We start from the raw sequence: 14,691 nt of genomic DNA on the forward strand, positions 1-14,691 counted from the left end.
CGGACGGCACCCGGCGGTCGCCGTGGCGAGAACGAGGAGGCACCGGTATGGCGGGACGTGGACGCCCCAGGAGTTTCGACCGGACCGTCGCCCTGACCCGGGCGATGGAGACGTTCTGGCGCCGGGGGTACGAAACGGCGTCGCTGGCCGATCTGACCGCCGCCATGGGCATCAACTCGCCCAGCCTCTACGCCGCCTTCGGCTCCAAGGAACAGCTGTTCCGGGAGGCGGTGGAGTTGTACGCGGCGGTCGAGGGCGCGCCGATCGACCGTGCACTGACCGAGGAGCCGACGGCCTTCGAGGCCGTCGCCGCCGTGCTGCGGTGGAACGCCCGGGCCTTCACGGGCGACGACCGGCCGACCGGCTGCATGGTGGTCCTGTCGGCCGTGAACACCGCCGACGACGCGGCCAGGCGGTGTCTGGCCGAGGTCCGCGCGGCGGGCACCGACCAGATCCGGGAGCGGCTGGAGCGGGGGATCCGGGAGGGGGATCTGCCGCCGGACACGGACACGGCGACCGCGGCCCGCTTCTACACCGCCATCGTTCAGGGCATGTCCGTCCAGGCCAGGGACGGTGCCGGGTACGAGGAGGTGGCCCGGGTCGCCGAGCGGGCCATCGGGGCGTGGGAGGCCGTGACGGGCGCCCCCGCCCGGCCCGTGGCGCCCCGGGACACCGCTGAGCGGGGCCCGGCTCCCGTACGGTATTCCGCCGATTCCCCCGCCCGGCCGCAGGCCCGGCCGCCCGCCGGCTCCTCCGCCGGGTCCTCCGCCCGGTCCTCCGCCCGGTCCTCCGGCAGTCAGTCCTCCGGCAGTTCGACCGGCGCGATCTCGTCGTAGACGTCGCCGGGACCCGGGTTCGACGGGTCGGTCGCGCCGCCGAAGTGCCGCATCACGCCCCAGACGGCGTTGAGCGCGGTCTGCACGGCGCCCTCGGCCCAGCCCGCGGTCCACGAGATGTCGTCGCCCGCGAGGAAGATGCCCTGCTTGCCCTCGGGCAGCAGATCCTGCATGAAGTGGGTGAACAGCCGCCGCTGGTAGCGGTAGTGGCCGGGCAGATTGGCCTTGAACGCGCCCATGAAGTAGGGCTCGTTCTCCCAGGAGACGGTGACCGGGTTGCCGGTGATGTGGGCGCGGATGTCGACATCGGGGTAGATCTCGCCGAGGGACGCCAGCATCACCTCCATCCGCTCGTTCGCCGACAGCGGCAGCCACTTGAGGCTGTCGTCGCACCAGGTGTACGAGAGGCAGATGACGGCCGGCTTGTCGGGACCGTCGTCCAGCAGATACGTCCCGCGGGTCATCCGGTCGGTGAGCGTCATCGACATGGTGTCCCGGCCGGTCACCGGGTTCCTGTCCAGCCAGAACGGCCGGTCGACCGGGACGAAGAGCTTCGACGACTCCATGTAGTGGGTCCGCTCGATCGCGGTCCAGTGGTCGATCGGGAAGAGCGCGTCATCACAGGCGATCTTGGACAGCAGCATCCACGACTGGGCGGTGAAGACCGCGGCGCGGAAGGTGCGGATGTCGCCGGAGGCGTCCGTGACGGTGATCCTGTTGCCCGCGGTCCGGTTGAGCCGGGTCACGGCGGGCCGGTGGCCGCCCTCGTGCAGGGAGGCCAGCGACGTCCCCTGCGGCCAGTGGACGATCTTCCCCGGGGCGCGCTCCCACAGCCGCAGCGGAAGCTGCTGACTGCCCTCGACGATGCCGCGGTGGTGGTCGTCGGCCTCGGAGTAGACGACCCGGAGGATCTCCAGGATGGAGTTGGGGAAGTCGGTGTCCCAGCCGCCCGTACCGAAGCCGACCTGGCCGAAGATCTCCCGGTGCCGGAAGGAGCGGAACGCCTCGGAGGCGCACAGGAAGCCGTAGAAGGTCTGGTTGTCGAGCTGTTCCACCAGCCGGGCCCAGATCTCCCGGATCCGGGGCACGTCCCGCTCCCGCATGGCGCGGTTCATCTCGGTGAAGTCGGCGCCCTCCTCCAGGCAGGCGTTCCACGCGTCCATAACATCGCGGTAGACCTGCGGGAGGTCGTCGATGGTCTCGGCGTAGTGCGACTCGCCCTTGAGGTCGACCACGGTCGACGGGGTCGAGGGCGCCAGCGGGTTGGGGAACGGCCGGGTGGTGAGCCCGACGAGGTCGATGTAGTGCTGGAGGGCCGTCGAGGACGGCGGGAACCGCATGGCGCCCATCTCCGCGGTCAGCTCCGGGTCGCCGCCGTCGAAGCCGACGGTACGGAGCCGTCCGCCGATCCGGTCCGCCTCGTAGAGGACCGGCTTGAGGCCCATCTTCATCAGCTCGTAGGCGGTGATAAGACCGGAGAGCCCGCCGCCGATCACCGCGACCTCGGTGCCGTGCTCGGTGGCCGGGATCTGCCCGAGCCCGGCGGGGTGGGCGAGGAAGTCGTCGTAGGCGTAGGGGAAGTCCGGCCCGAACATGGTGATCGGCGGCTGCGCGTCGGTGTGCTGGACGGCGGTGGGCACCGTGGACGTCATCGGGTCGGGCTCCTTGCGGGAACGACGGGCGCGGCGGTGCCGCGGGGTCGCGGTGGTACGGGTGGGTGTCACCGGCGCGGTGCGCGGCGGCGGCACGGCCGGCCGGGGCCGATGGGGTGGGGGCGCCCGGGAGGCGGGCACTCCCAGAAATCTACGGTCCCGCCGCCACCCGGGACAAGGCGCGTCCGTTGCGCTCGGACGGGCGATTCGTTGCGTCCGGCGGGCCCGTCGCGTCGATTCGTTGTGCGGGGGCGTCGTCGCAGGTGGTACGGGGTGCCATCCGACCCCGGAAGGGCCTGGGAAGGGCTCGGGAAAGGCTCGGAGAGGGCCCGGGAAGGGCATCCGCCGGGCACGGCCCGAGGGTCAGGCGGGCGGCCCGGGCGTATAGCGCCGCAGCAGCGGGGAGAGCACCAGCACCGACTTGGTGCGCTCCACGAACGGCTCACCGGCGATCCGCTCCAGCACCCGCTCGAAGTGGCGCATATCCGCGGCGAAGACCTGGACCACGGCGTCGGCCTCACCCGTGACCGTGGAGGCCGACGCGATCTCCGGATACCGTTCCAGACCCCGCTCGATGGCCTCCGGGGACGTATTGCTGCGGCAGTACAGCTCGATGAACCCCTCCGTCTCCCAGCCCAGGGCCGCCGGATCCACCCGTACGGTGAAACCGGTGATGGCCCCCGAGTCGCGGAGCCGGTCCACCCGGCGCTTCACGGCGGGCGCCGAGAGGCCGACCAGGGCGCCGATATCGGCGTAGGAGCGGCGGGCGTCCTCGGCCAGGGCGTGGACGATGCGTTCGTCGAGGTCGTTGAGTCGCACGGAGGGTGGGTCACTCTTCTTCGTCGGGCCGGTCCTGGGCGGCGGGCCGGTGCGGTTCTCCCCGATCGGGCCCGATCCACGAGACACGCCCCGGCCGTCGCCGTGGAACGCAGTAGAACACACCGCCCGGCCGGGGACGGGCCGGGACGTTCCGGCCACCGCGGGCACGGTCGTACGGAGACGATCCGGCACCGGTCCACGGGGAGCGCGGAGCGCCCGGGAGACGGCCTCCGGGCCCGGGGATTCCCGGGCGCCGGAGGCCGTGGCCCGGAGGCCGTGGCCGGAATCAGCTCCAGCTGGCGTGCAGCGGCTTGCCCTCGGCATAGCCCGCGGCGCTCTGGACGCCGACGATCGCCCGCTCGGCGAACTCCTCCAGCGACCCCGCGCCCGCGTAGGTGCAGGAGGAACGGACGCCCGCGATGATCGAGTCGACCAGGTCCTCGACGCCCGGCCGGGCCGCGTCCAGGAACATCCGCGAGGTGGAGATGCCCTCCTCGAAGAGCGCCTTGCGGGCCCGGTCGTACGCGGACTCGTCGCTGGTCCGGTTGCGCACAGCACGCGCCGACGCCATGCCGAACGACTCCTTGTACAGCCGCCCGTCGGCGGTCTGCTGGAGGTCGCCGGGCGACTCGTACGTCCCCGCGAACCAGGAACCGATCATCACATTCGAGGCACCGGCGGCCAGCGCCATCGCCACATCGCGCGGGTGGCGCACCCCGCCGTCGGCCCAGACGTGCTTGCCGTACTTCTTCGCCTCCGCGGCGCACTCCAGCACGGCGGAGAACTGGGGACGGCCGACGCCGGTCATCATCCGGGTCGTGCACATCGCGCCCGGACCCACCCCGACCTTGATGATGTCGGCGCCCGCCTCGATCAGGTCCCGTACGCCCTCGGCGGCGACGATGTTGCCCGCGACGATCGGCACCTTCGGGTCGAGGGAGCGGACCGCGCGCACCGCGGCGATCATGCTCTCCTGGTGGCCGTGGGCGGTGTCCACGACCAAGGTGTCGACACCCGCGTCGAGCAGCTGCTTCGCCTTGCCCGCCACATCGCCGTTGATCCCGACGGCGGCGGCGATCCGCAGCCTGCCCTCGTCGTCCACGGCGGGGGTGTAGAGGGTGGCGCGCAGGGCGCCCTTGCGGGTGAGGATGCCGACGAGACGGCCCTCCTCGTCGACGGCCGGGCTGTAGCGGCGGTTGGCGTTGTCGAGCCGGATGAACGCCTCGCGCGGGTCTATGTCGGCGGCCAGCAGCACCAGATCGCGGGACATCACCTCGGAGAGCTGGGTGAAGCGGTCGACGCCGAGCAGATCGGCGTCGGTGACCACGCCCACCGGGCGGTGGTCATCGTCGACGACGACACCGGCCTCGTGCGCCCGCTTGGGCAGCAGGGCGAGGGCATCGGCGACGGTCTGGTGGGGGGCGAGCACGATCGGGGTGTCGAACACCAGGTGCCGGGACTTGACCCAGGCGACGACATCCGCGACGACCTCGATCGGGATGTCCTGGGGGATCACGGTGAGACCGCCGCGGCGGGCGAGCGTCTCGGCCATCCGGCGTCCGGCGATCGCCGTCATATTCGCGGCGACCAGCGGGATGGTGGTGCCAGTGCCGTCCTTCGACGAAAGGTCCACGCCCTGGCGGGACCCGACGGCGGAGCGGCTCGGCACCATGAACACATCGTCGTAGGTCAGGTCGTAGGGGACCGAGGGACTGGCAGTCAGCCGGCCCGTACCGGGCTCAAGAAAACGCATAAGTCTCACATTTTCAAGCGAAACGGAGCAGGTCACTCCCACGAACGACACAACAAAGAACCCCCGTGCTGTGTTTTCCTCCAGGTCGCCCCGAAGGACGCCCGTGGAGATACGGGGGCTGATGCGCAGGATTGTGGGCCTGCCTTACGTCGAAAGGTTACCCGAGTCCGAACGGATCAGCGATACCGTGCGCCCTCGGCACCGCGGTACGGGGGCCGGGGGGCACGGGGCCGCGACGGTCACCGCGGGCCGGTCACCGGCCCGGTCACCGGCCCGGTCACCGGGGCGGGGACGGGCGGCGAGTTAGGCTGGCGGACGTGGCGAGAACCGACGGAGCGTTACGGGCGATCAGCGATCTGCACCTTTCCTACGACGAGAACCGCGAGATCACGGCGGGGCTGAAGCCCTCGTCCCCCGACGACTGGCTGATCGTGGCCGGGGACGTCGGCGAGCTGATGGCGGACATCGAGTGGGCCCTCACCCTGCTGGCGGAGCGGTTCGCCCGGGTGATCTGGGTCCCCGGCAATCACGAGTTGTGGACGGTCAAGCAGGAGACCAGCCCGCTGCGCGGGGTGGAGCGCTACCGGGCCCTGGTGGAGATGTGCCGCCGGATCGGGGTGGTCACCCCGGAGGACCCGTACCCGGTCTGGCACGGCGCCGGCGGCCCGGTCCGGATCGCGCCGCTCTTCCTGCTGTACGACTACTCGTTCCTGACCCCGGGCACCAGCACGGTCGAGGAGTCCCTGGCCAAGGCCTGGGAGGCGGGGATCGTCTGCACCGACGAGTTCTTCCTCCATCCCGATCCGTATCCGGGCCGGGCCGAGTGGTGCGCCGCCCGGGTCGAGGAGACCGAGCGGCGCCTCACCGAGGTCGCGGGCGATCTGCCGCTGGTGCTGGTGAACCACTGGCCCCTGGTGCGCACCCCGACCGAGGTGATGATCCACCAGGAGTTCGTCCAGTGGTGCGGCACGGTCAGAACGGCGGACTGGCACACCCGGTTCGGGGCGCGCGCGGTGGTCTACGGCCATCTGCACATCCCCCGGAGCACCGTCTACGACGGCGTCCCCTTCGAGGAGGTGTCGCTGGGCTACCCGCGCGAGTGGCGCCGCTACGGGCTCCGCTCGGAGCTGGCCCGCCAGATCCTTCCGCGCCCGGACGCATGACGCGGGGGCCCGGACGGCCTCCGCCCCGCCGGGGAACCGCCCGCCTCGTGGGTAAACGTTTCCCCGGGCGGCGGCGGCCGCCCGGGGAAGGGCCTCAGTCGTCGGGGTCGGCGCGCTCCAGGGCCGGCCGGAGCCCCGGCGGGGAGTTCAGCAGCAGATCCGCCGCCGCGGTGTCGGTGACCAGGCTGGTGACGAGACCGGAGCGGAGTACGGCCCCGATCGCCTCCGCCTTGCGGACTCCCCCGGCGATCGCGACCACCTCGGGGATCCGCCGCAGCCGGTCGGCTTCGACCGTGATGCACCGCTCGCCCAGGTCGCGGCCGACCCGGCGGCCGTCGCGGTCGAAGAGGTGCGCGGACATCTCGGCGGCGACGCCGTAGGAGGCGTAACGGGCCCGCTCGGCGTCGGTGAGCATGTCGTGGACCGTGGAGATACCCGCCTCCCACGAGCCGATGGAGACCGCGGCCACCGTGACCTTGTCGAAGTAGTCGAAGGCGCGGGCGATCCCGGTCTGGTGCCGCAGCGCCGCGGCCGTCGCGGCGTCCGGCAGCAGCATCGGGGCGTAGATGGGGTGGGCGTCGCCCCCCGACACCTGGGCGGCGCGGCGGACCGCCTCCACCGAGCCGCGTTCCGCGGTTCCCGCGTCGTACACGCCGGTGAGCTGGACGACCGTGCACGGTGGCAGCCGGTCGAGCGCCGCCGCCATATGAATGGTCGACCGCCCCCACGCCAGCCCCAGTACGTCGCCCTCGTCGACCAGCTCCCCCAGCAGATCCGCGGCCACCTCGCCCAGGTTCTCCGGGTCGGGCGACTCGTCGGCCTCGGCCGGGGACTCGACGACCACGGCGTGCCGCAGTCCGAACCGGGCGCGGATCGCGTCGGAGCGCTCGGCGTCCAACTCCGCCGGGACCCGGATCTCGATCCGTACGAGATCCCGTTCCAGCGCCGTCTCCAGGACCCGGGCGACCTTGAAGCGGCTGACGCCGAACTCCTCCGCGATCTGGATCTTGGACTTGCCCTCCAGATAGAACCGGCGGGCCATCGCCGCCGCCTGTACGAGCTCCGCGGGTCCCATCCGCAGGGCGGACCGTCCCGCCGACCTAGCAGACACCGCGCTCTCCTCACTCCTGTTCTGACTCCGGATCCGTCATCCTGTCAGATCCGGCTGTTGTGGATCAGCCCGGTCGGGCCGTGTTCATCTCCGTGTGGTCCGGTGGTCGCCCGGAGTGACCGTTCGGGCCGCACCGGGCGGTCGGGCCCGCGGGCGGATGCCGCGCGGGCGTTTCCCGGTCAGTGTGCGCAGGCCCAGCCCGCCGTGGCGATGGTCTGTTCGGCCTTTGCCCGCAGCCCGCGGACGGCGGCGGCCGGATCCTGGGCCCCGTAGACCGCGGATCCGGCGACGAAGACGTCGGCGCCCGCCTCGGCGCACCGCTCGATCGTCTCATCGGCGACCCCGCCGTCGATCTGGAGCCAGAGGTCGAGCCCGTGCTTGCCGATCAGCTCCCGGGTCCGGCGGATCTTGGGCAGCATGATGTCGAGGAACGCCTGGCCGCCGAAGCCGGGCTCCACGGTCATGATCAGCACCATGTCCAGTTCGGGGAGCAGATCCTCGTACGGCTCGATGGGTGTGGCGGGCCTCAGCGCCATCGAGGCCCGCGCGCCCTTGGCCCTGATCTCCCGGGCGAGGCGCACGGGCGCGGCGGCGGCCTCCACATGGAAGGTCACCGAACCGGCACCGGCCTCCACGTACCGCGGCGCCCAGCGGTCGGGGTCCTCGATCATGAGATGACAGTCCAGCGGGATGTCGGTTGCGCGGCTGAGGGATTCCACGACCGGGACGCCCAGCGTGAGGTTGGGCACGAAGTGGTTGTCCATCACGTCGACATGGAGCCAGTCGGCGCCGCCGGCACCCCCCACGGCCTCGGCCTCCGCCGACAGTCGGGCGAAGTCGGCGGAGAGAATACTGGGATTGATCTGTACGGCCATGGGCCAAGCCTGCCACGTCCGGGCGCGGTTCCCGGCCTCCGTCCGTTCTCCGGTACGGACGGGGCCCGCCGGGATCGTCCGCCCGCCGCGGTACGCAACGAGTTCGGCCACCGGACACAACCCGGCAAAGATGTTCACACCACCCCTTCCGCCTGCCACCATCGGTCCTTCCGGCTACCGACGGTGTGTGGGGGATCGCGGAATGACAGCGGCACAGAGCAATGACCAGCGTCTGCTCAACCGGATTCTGGAGGACCGGCATCGCACGCTGGCCCCCGAGAAGAGCCGGGACGACTTCTTCACCTACTTCGCCGCCGACAACGCCCTGCAGGACTGGGATCTCGATTACGACGAGATCATGGACGGGATCGTCGACGGCGCCCACGACTGCGGTATCGACGGCATCTGGACCTTCGTCGACGAACGCTTCATCACCGCCGACTCCCATCGCTTCCTGTCGTCCCGGGCCAACAAGATCGAGCTGGTGATCCTGCAGGCGAAGAACACCGCGGGCTATCAGGAGTCGGTGATCGAGAAGCTCCACTTCCATCTGCCCGCCCTGCTGGACATGAGCCGGAACGAGGAGGAGCTGGCGCCCCACACCAACGCCAAATTGCTCGACCGCACCTGGCGGTTCCTCCAGGTGCTCGAAGAGCTGGCGTCCTCGTTCCCCAAGGTGCGGATCAAGGTCATCTACGCCAACAAGGCGGCGGAGGGGCCGCACCCCAATGTGAAGGCAAAGGGCGACCGGCTGCGCCGGGAGCTGGCCCCGCTGATCACCTCGGACACCGTGGCCGACCTCGAGTACCTCAACGCCGCCGACCTCCGTGAGCGGACCGCCCGGGGCGCCAAGGCGGTCGCCCAGCTCGTCTTCACCGAGACCCCGATGAGTACGTCGCTCGGCGAGGGCTATGTCTGTCTGGCCCGGCTGGACGAGTACTACCGCTTCATCACCTCCGACAACGAGGCGCTGCGGCTGGAGCTGTTCGAGTCCAACGTCCGTGACTACGCGGGATCCACGATGGTGAACAACGCCATCGGCGACACCCTGAAGTCCGGTACCGGCGAGGACTTCTGGTGGTTCAACAACGGGGTCACGATCGTCGCGGACGCGGCCCAGATCGCCGGCAAGCGGATCGTCGTCAAGGATCCCCAGATCGTCAACGGCCTACAGACCAGCCACGAGGTCTACAGCTACTTCCAGCAGGGCGGCCATCACCGCGACCGGTCGCTGCTGGTCAAGATAGTCGTGGCACCGGAGTCCGGTACCGCCCGCGACCGCATCATCCGGGCCACCAACAGCCAGACCCAGTTGCCCGCCGGCGCCCTGCGGGCGACGGAGTCCATCCAGAAGGACATCGAGGAGAGCCTCGCCTACTCGGGCGGATACCGCTACGAACGCCGCGCCAGCCACTACCGCAACCTCGGCCTTCCCCTCGACCGTATCGTCACGATGGCCCGGCTGGCCCGGGAGTTCACCGCCTTCGCCCTGCGCGAGCCGCATACGGCCCTGCGCCACTCGGACGAGCTGCTGCTGAACGAGACGTACTACGCGCAGATCTTCTCCACCCGGCACGACCTGGACATCTACCGGCTCTGTCTCGACGTCCACACCAGGCTGCGCGGCTTCCTCCAGGAGTACACGGCGGACCAGCCGCTGCTGGGCGAATCCCAGGAGAACTGGCTTTATCCGCTGGCGTCGATGTCGGCGTACACCCTCACCCGGCTGCGACAGCCCACCGAGCGGGACCTCCTCAACATCGATCTCGACCATCTCGACGACGAACTGATGCAGCGGATGACGGGCACGCTCGACACCGGCTTCAAGAGCGCGCTGCGGCACAGCAAGGCGAGCGGGGTCGACCGGATCGCCAGGACGCCGGAGTTCACCAGCCGGCTGCGGCAGTCCGTGGTCTCCCAGGCCCGCTTCCACATCCAGCACTGAGGCCCGGTCCCGGCGTCATACGGGGCCGGGGCCCGCGCCGCCACGGGTGTCGCCACGGGCGTCGGGCCGGGCATCGTCGCGGGCGTCGAGGTGGGCGTTGAGACGGGCCGCCCGGCGGGTCAGATGGTCGCGTTCCTTGGTGTCGGTCGCCTTGCGGGCGGCCTCCGCGTACAGCCGGGCCGCCACCGCCGGGTCTCCGTCGCGCTCGTGGAGATGGGCCGCCACCGCCGTGTACCGGGGCAGGCCCGGGTCCAGCTCCGCCAGCGCCGCCAGCCCGGCGCGCGGTCCCTCGGCCTCGCCGACGGCGACCGCCCGGTTGAGCCGGACGACCGGACTGTCGGTCAGCCGCGCCAGTTCGTCGTACCACTCGACGATCTGCGGCCAGTCGGTCTCATCGGCGGTGGGCGCGTCGGCGTGCAGCGCCGCGACGGCGGCCTGGGCCTGGTACTCGCCCGGCCGGCCGCGGGCGAGCGCCGCCCGCAGGATCCCCGTGCCCTCGGCGATCAGTCCGGTGTCCCAGCGGCTCCGGTCCTGCTCGGCGAGCGGCACCAGGCTCCCGTCCGGCGCGGTCCTGGCCGCGCGGCGGGCGTGGTGGAGCAGCATCAGGGCGAGGAGCCCCGCCGGTTCGGGGTGGTCGATCGCGGCCGCGAGCTGCCGGGTGAGCCGGATGGCCTCGGCGGCGAGGTCGACATCGCCGGAGTAGCCCTCGTTGAAGACCAGATAGAGGACGCGCAGCACGGTGGAGACATCGCCGGGCCGGTCGAAGGGGACACCGGAGACGGTCCGCTTGGCGCGGCTGATCCGCTGGGCCATGGTCGCCTCGGGCACCAGGTAGGCGAGGGCGATCTGCCGGGTGGTCAGGCCGCCGACGGCCCGCAGGGTCAGCGCCACCGCCGACGACGGCGTCAGCGACGGATGGGCGCAGAGGAAGTACAGCCGGAGGGTGTCGTCCACCGCCGGAGCGGGGCCAGGGGGCGGTTCCTCCTCGGCGCGCTCCTCGCGCCGGAGGCGGGCGGCGTCCGCCCGCCTCCCGTCGAGGAACTTGCGCCAGGCGACGGTGGTCAGCCAGGCCCTGGGGTCCCTCGGGGGTTCGGCGGGCCAGACCCGTACCGCCTCCACCAGCGCGTCCTGTACGGCGTCCTCGGCCGCCGCGAAGCCGGCTCCGCGGCGGACGAGGGTCCCGATGACGACCGGTGTCAGGCTCCGCAGCAGGGTCTCGTCCACCGGGGTCCGGCCGGGGGTCACTCCGTGATGGTGGGCGGAGTGCCGTAGAACGGGCGCAGCTCCAGCCACTCGTGGATCGGCCGGCCGCCCGCCCCGGGGGCGGCGGACAGCTCCCCGGCCAGCTCGACGGCGCGGTCGTAGCCGTCCACGTCGATCACCATCCAGCCGGCGATCAGATCCTTGGTCTCGGCGAACGGCCCGTCGGTGACGGGCGGGCGCCCCTCGCCCCCGTACCGGACCCAGGTCCCCTCGGGGGCGAGCGCCTGACCGTCCACGTACTCGCCGGTCTTCTCCAGCCGGGCCGCGAAGTCCTCCATGTACCGCACATGCGCCGAGATCTCCTCCGGCGTCCACCGCTCCATCGGTACGTCGTTCACCGCGGCAGGGGCGCCGCGGTAGTGCTTGAGCAGCAGGTACTTGGCCATGATGTCGCTCCTCGGTGCCGTGACGGCCCATTGTGGCCGTCCTCACCCCTGGGACGGAGCCCGGCGCGCGTTCTCGACATGACCGCGCGATATTTCAGGATCCTTTTCCGACGCGACCCGACGCGACCCGTTCCGAGCCGGAAAAGGCCGGTCTCAGCCGGTACGCCGCAGGAGCGCCAGGTACATCGCGTCCGTACCGTGCCGGTGCGGCCAGAGCTGGACGTCCGGTCCTTCGCCGAGTTCCGGGACGCCCGGCATCAGCGGTCTGGCGTCCACCCACTCCGCTTCGACCGGCGCCGCGCCGCCCCGGCCGCGCAGGACGTCGTCGACGACGATCCGGGTCTCCGCGGGATGGGGCGAGCAGGTCGCGTAGCCCACGACGCCGCCGACCCGGACCGCCTTCAGCGCCTCCCGGAGGAGGGAGCGCTGGAGCGGGGCGAAGCCCTCCATGTCCTCGGGACGGCGGCGCCAGCGGGCCTCGGGGCGGCGGCGCAGGGCGCCCAGGCCCGAGCAGGGGACGTCGACCAGCACCCGGTCGAAGACGCCGGACCGCCACGGGGGCCGGGTCCCGTCGGCGGTGATCACCTGGTACGGGCCGGGGTTCCCGGCCAGCGCGCGGGCGACGAGCCCGGCGCGGTGGGGCTGCTTCTCGGCGGCCAGCAGGGCGGCGCCCCGCCGGGCCGCCAGCGCCGCCAGCAGGGCGGCCTTGCCGCCGGGGCCCGCGCAGCCGTCGAGCCAGCGGGTGTCCGGGCCGTCGACGGGGGCGTTGGCCAGGGCGATCGCCACCAGCTGGCTGCCCTCGTCCTGGACCCCGGCCCGGCCCTCCCGTACCGCGTCGACCGCGCCCGGCTCACCGCCGTCCGTCATCCGTGCCGCGTACGGCGACCAGCGCCCGGGCTCGACGGACTCCCGCTCCAACAGCTCACCGGCGGTGGACCGGCCGGGCCTGGCCACCAGGGTCACCTCGGGCCGCTCGTTGTCGGCGGCCAGCAGCGCCTCGATCCCCGCACGCGGCCCGCCGAGGGCGTCCCACAGCGCCGCGACGACCCACCGGGGGTGGGAGTGCACGACGGCGAGATGGTCCTCGGGGTCCTCGTCGTAAGGGGGCGCCACCCGCTCGATCCAGGTGTCGAGATCGTCGCGGGAGATCTTCCGCAGGACGGCGTTGACGAACTTGGCCCGCCCGTCGCCCAGCACCACCCGCGCCAGCTCCACGCTCGACGACACCGCCGCGTGCGTCGGGATCCGGGTACCCAGCAGCTGGTGCGCGCCCAGGGACAGCACGTCCAGCACCGGCGGGTCGACCTCGCGCAGCGGCCGGTCGACACAGGCCGAGATGATCGCGTCGTAGGTGCCCTGACGCCGGAGCGTCCCGTACACCAGCTCGGTGGCGAGCGCCGCGTCCCGGTCGTCGAAGCCGTCCTTCTCCCGGGCCGCGCGCAGCAGGGGCGGAAGGACGAGGTTGGCGTACGCGTCGCGTTCGTCGACGGCCCTCAGCGCTTCGAAGGCGAGAACCCGTACGGGATCCTTCGCCGGGCGCCGGTAGGGCTTGTGGGGACGGGGGCGACGAGCGCCCCGGGGACGTGCCTGGTCGTTCAAAGGTGCTCCGCGGTCATCGATCAGTCGGGGTCGTTCCAGGTTACGTCCGCCGGGGCGGGACGGCCGCCGGCCCCCCGCGGGCCCGGCGGGCGGGCGTCAGGCGGTGTCGGGGGCGGGGTCGAGCCGCTCCCCCGGGGCGATCCGGACGCCCCGCGCCCAGTCCGCCGCCTTCATCGGCTTCTTGCCCTGCGGCTGGACCCACAGCAGTTCCACGGCGTGCGACCCGGTACCGACGCGCACGTCGTTCTTGCCCGCCGCGAGCGTGCCGGGGGCGAGATCCGTCCGCTCCGGGTCCAGGGCCGTGGCGACCAGCTTCAGCCGCTCGCCGCGGAAGACGGTCCACGCGCCCGGCGCCGGGGTGCAGCCGCGCACCAGCCGGTCGACGCGCAGCGCGGGCGCCCGCCAGTCGATCCGGGCGTCGTCGACGGTGAGCTTCGGGGCGAGCGACACCCCGTCGGCGGGCTGCGGCACCGCCGTCAGGGTGCCGTCCTCGATGCCGTCCATGGTGGCCGCGAGCAGTCCGGCCCCGGCGAAGGCCAGCCGGGTCAGCAGATCGCCGCTGGTGTCGGCGGGCCGGACCCGCTCGGTGACCACCCCGTAGACCGGACCGGAGTCCAGCCCCTCCTCGATCAGGAAGGTCGCGGCGCCCGTCATCTCGTCCCCGGCGATCACGGCGTGCTGGACGGGGGCGGCGCCGCGCCAGGCGGGCAGCAACGAGAAGTGCAGATTCACCCAGCCGCGCGCCGGGACGTCCAGGGCGACCCTCGGCAGCAGCGCGCCGTACGCCACGACCGGGCAGCAGTCCGGCCCGATCTCCCGCAGCCGGGCCAGGAAGTCCTCGTCCCGGGGCCGCGCGGGCTTCAGCACCTCGATCCCGGCCTCCTCCGCCCGCTGGGCGACCGGACTGGCCACCAGCCGCCGGCCGCGCCCGGCGGGGGCGTCCGGGCGGGTGATCACCGCGGCGACCTCGTGGCGGTCGGAGGCGATCAAGGCGTCCAGGGCGGGCACGGCGACCTCGGGGGTCCCGGCGAAGACGAGCTTCATGGGTGGCTGACTGCCTCTCGGCTGTACGAACGCTGCGAACGGGCGACGCACCAGTCTAGGGTCTTCGGTTCGGGGCATCGCCGGGGCGCCGGGGCCCGTACCGTACCGACCCCGGCGCAGGGGGCGTACGGTAGCCCGCGCGCCCGCGACGTGTGCGCTTACGCCCCCGCACCGTGACCACAACGGCGGGTGCGGCGTTGGTCAAGGAAGATTGACCGACTCTCCGGGGAACGCCTCTTACGGTC

General features: G+C 72.2%; 12 protein-coding genes. 3 read left to right on the plus strand and 9 right to left on the minus strand.

Features of this window, described 5'->3' with window-relative positions:
* Positions 1–47: 47 nt before the first annotated feature.
* Entirely contained in the window at positions 48–836 is a 789-nt protein-coding gene (locus ACFXG1_RS03800) for a TetR/AcrR family transcriptional regulator (protein ID WP_384740714.1), read from the plus strand.
* Here the strand turns inward: ACFXG1_RS03800 and ACFXG1_RS03805 are convergent.
* The 3 genes from ACFXG1_RS03805 to ACFXG1_RS03815 form a co-directional block, all read right to left on the minus strand.
* A complete protein-coding gene (locus tag ACFXG1_RS03805; RefSeq protein ID WP_384722439.1) occupies positions 797–2,488 on the minus strand; it encodes a flavin monoamine oxidase family protein in 1,692 nt (563 codons plus the stop codon). The genes ACFXG1_RS03800 and ACFXG1_RS03805 overlap by 40 nt on opposite strands.
* 363 nt (positions 2,489–2,851) lie before the next feature.
* A complete protein-coding gene (locus ACFXG1_RS03810; RefSeq protein WP_384740717.1) occupies positions 2,852–3,307 on the minus strand; it encodes an Lrp/AsnC family transcriptional regulator in 456 nt (151 codons plus the stop codon).
* A gap of 286 nt (positions 3,308–3,593) precedes the next feature.
* Positions 3,594–5,060, minus strand: coding sequence for a GuaB1 family IMP dehydrogenase-related protein (locus ACFXG1_RS03815; protein ID WP_384722701.1), 1,467 nt, complete (start codon positions 5,058–5,060; stop codon positions 3,594–3,596).
* Positions 5,061–5,377: 317 nt separating this feature from the next.
* Between ACFXG1_RS03815 and ACFXG1_RS03820 the strand changes: the two genes are divergently transcribed.
* Positions 5,378–6,223: a metallophosphoesterase family protein gene (locus ACFXG1_RS03820; RefSeq protein ID WP_384740722.1), complete on the plus strand. Its 846-nt coding sequence runs from the start codon at positions 5,378–5,380 to the stop codon at positions 6,221–6,223.
* A 94-nt stretch (positions 6,224–6,317) separates the two neighbouring features.
* On the opposite strand, the gene ACFXG1_RS03825 is transcribed toward ACFXG1_RS03820, so the two are convergent.
* Positions 6,318–7,298, minus strand: coding sequence for a sugar-binding transcriptional regulator (locus tag ACFXG1_RS03825; protein ID WP_384712387.1), 981 nt, complete (start codon positions 7,296–7,298; stop codon positions 6,318–6,320).
* A gap of 215 nt (positions 7,299–7,513) precedes the next feature.
* A complete protein-coding gene (rpe, locus tag ACFXG1_RS03830) occupies positions 7,514–8,209 on the minus strand; it encodes a ribulose-phosphate 3-epimerase (RefSeq protein ID WP_384712369.1) in 696 nt (231 codons plus the stop codon).
* A gap of 202 nt (positions 8,210–8,411) precedes the next feature.
* Between rpe and ACFXG1_RS03835 the strand changes: the two genes are divergently transcribed.
* Positions 8,412–10,154, plus strand: coding sequence for an AIPR family protein (locus ACFXG1_RS03835; RefSeq protein ID WP_384740725.1), 1,743 nt, complete (start codon positions 8,412–8,414; stop codon positions 10,152–10,154).
* A gap of 15 nt (positions 10,155–10,169) precedes the next feature.
* Here ACFXG1_RS03835 and ACFXG1_RS03840 read toward each other — a convergent pair whose 3' ends face one another.
* From ACFXG1_RS03840 to fmt, 4 genes are all read right to left on the minus strand, one after another.
* Positions 10,170–11,378, minus strand: a complete 1,209-nt coding sequence (locus ACFXG1_RS03840) for an RNA polymerase sigma factor (protein ID WP_384740838.1) — start codon at positions 11,376–11,378, stop codon at positions 10,170–10,172.
* A gap of 17 nt (positions 11,379–11,395) precedes the next feature.
* Positions 11,396–11,803 carry a YciI family protein gene (locus ACFXG1_RS03845; protein WP_384740728.1) on the minus strand — a complete coding sequence of 136 codons (408 nt, stop codon included), beginning with the start codon at positions 11,801–11,803 and terminating at the stop codon, positions 11,396–11,398.
* A 153-nt stretch (positions 11,804–11,956) separates the two neighbouring features.
* Positions 11,957–13,402, minus strand: coding sequence for an RsmB/NOP family class I SAM-dependent RNA methyltransferase (locus ACFXG1_RS03850; RefSeq protein WP_384722922.1), 1,446 nt, complete (start codon positions 13,400–13,402; stop codon positions 11,957–11,959).
* A gap of 96 nt (positions 13,403–13,498) precedes the next feature.
* Positions 13,499–14,446: a methionyl-tRNA formyltransferase gene (gene fmt, locus ACFXG1_RS03855; protein WP_384740731.1), complete on the minus strand. Its 948-nt coding sequence runs from the start codon at positions 14,444–14,446 to the stop codon at positions 13,499–13,501.
* Between the last annotated feature and the right edge of the window lie 245 nt (positions 14,447–14,691).

The organism is Streptomyces sp. NPDC059248, from assembly GCF_042753905.1.
Taxonomy (GTDB): Bacteria; Actinomycetota; Actinomycetes; order Streptomycetales; family Streptomycetaceae; genus Streptomyces.

Excerpts from the sequence above, each read along its gene's own strand:
- ACFXG1_RS03800 (WP_384740714.1), top strand. The coding sequence starts at position 48 with ATGGCGGGACGTGGACGCCCCAGGAGTTTCGACCGGACCGTCGCCCTG.
- ACFXG1_RS03805 (WP_384722439.1), bottom strand. The coding sequence starts at position 2,488 with ATGACGTCCACGGTGCCCACCGCCGTCCAGCACACCGACGCGCAGCCG.
- ACFXG1_RS03815 (WP_384722701.1), bottom strand. The coding sequence starts at position 5,060 with ATGCGTTTTCTTGAGCCCGGTACGGGCCGGCTGACTGCCAGTCCCTCG.
- ACFXG1_RS03825 (WP_384712387.1), bottom strand. The coding sequence starts at position 7,298 with ATGGGACCCGCGGAGCTCGTACAGGCGGCGGCGATGGCCCGCCGGTTC.
- rpe (WP_384712369.1), bottom strand. The coding sequence starts at position 8,209 with ATGGCCGTACAGATCAATCCCAGTATTCTCTCCGCCGACTTCGCCCGA.
- ACFXG1_RS03835 (WP_384740725.1), top strand. The coding sequence starts at position 8,412 with ATGACAGCGGCACAGAGCAATGACCAGCGTCTGCTCAACCGGATTCTG.
- ACFXG1_RS03845 (WP_384740728.1), bottom strand. The coding sequence starts at position 11,803 with ATGGCCAAGTACCTGCTGCTCAAGCACTACCGCGGCGCCCCTGCCGCG.
- fmt (WP_384740731.1), bottom strand. The coding sequence starts at position 14,446 with ATGAAGCTCGTCTTCGCCGGGACCCCCGAGGTCGCCGTGCCCGCCCTG.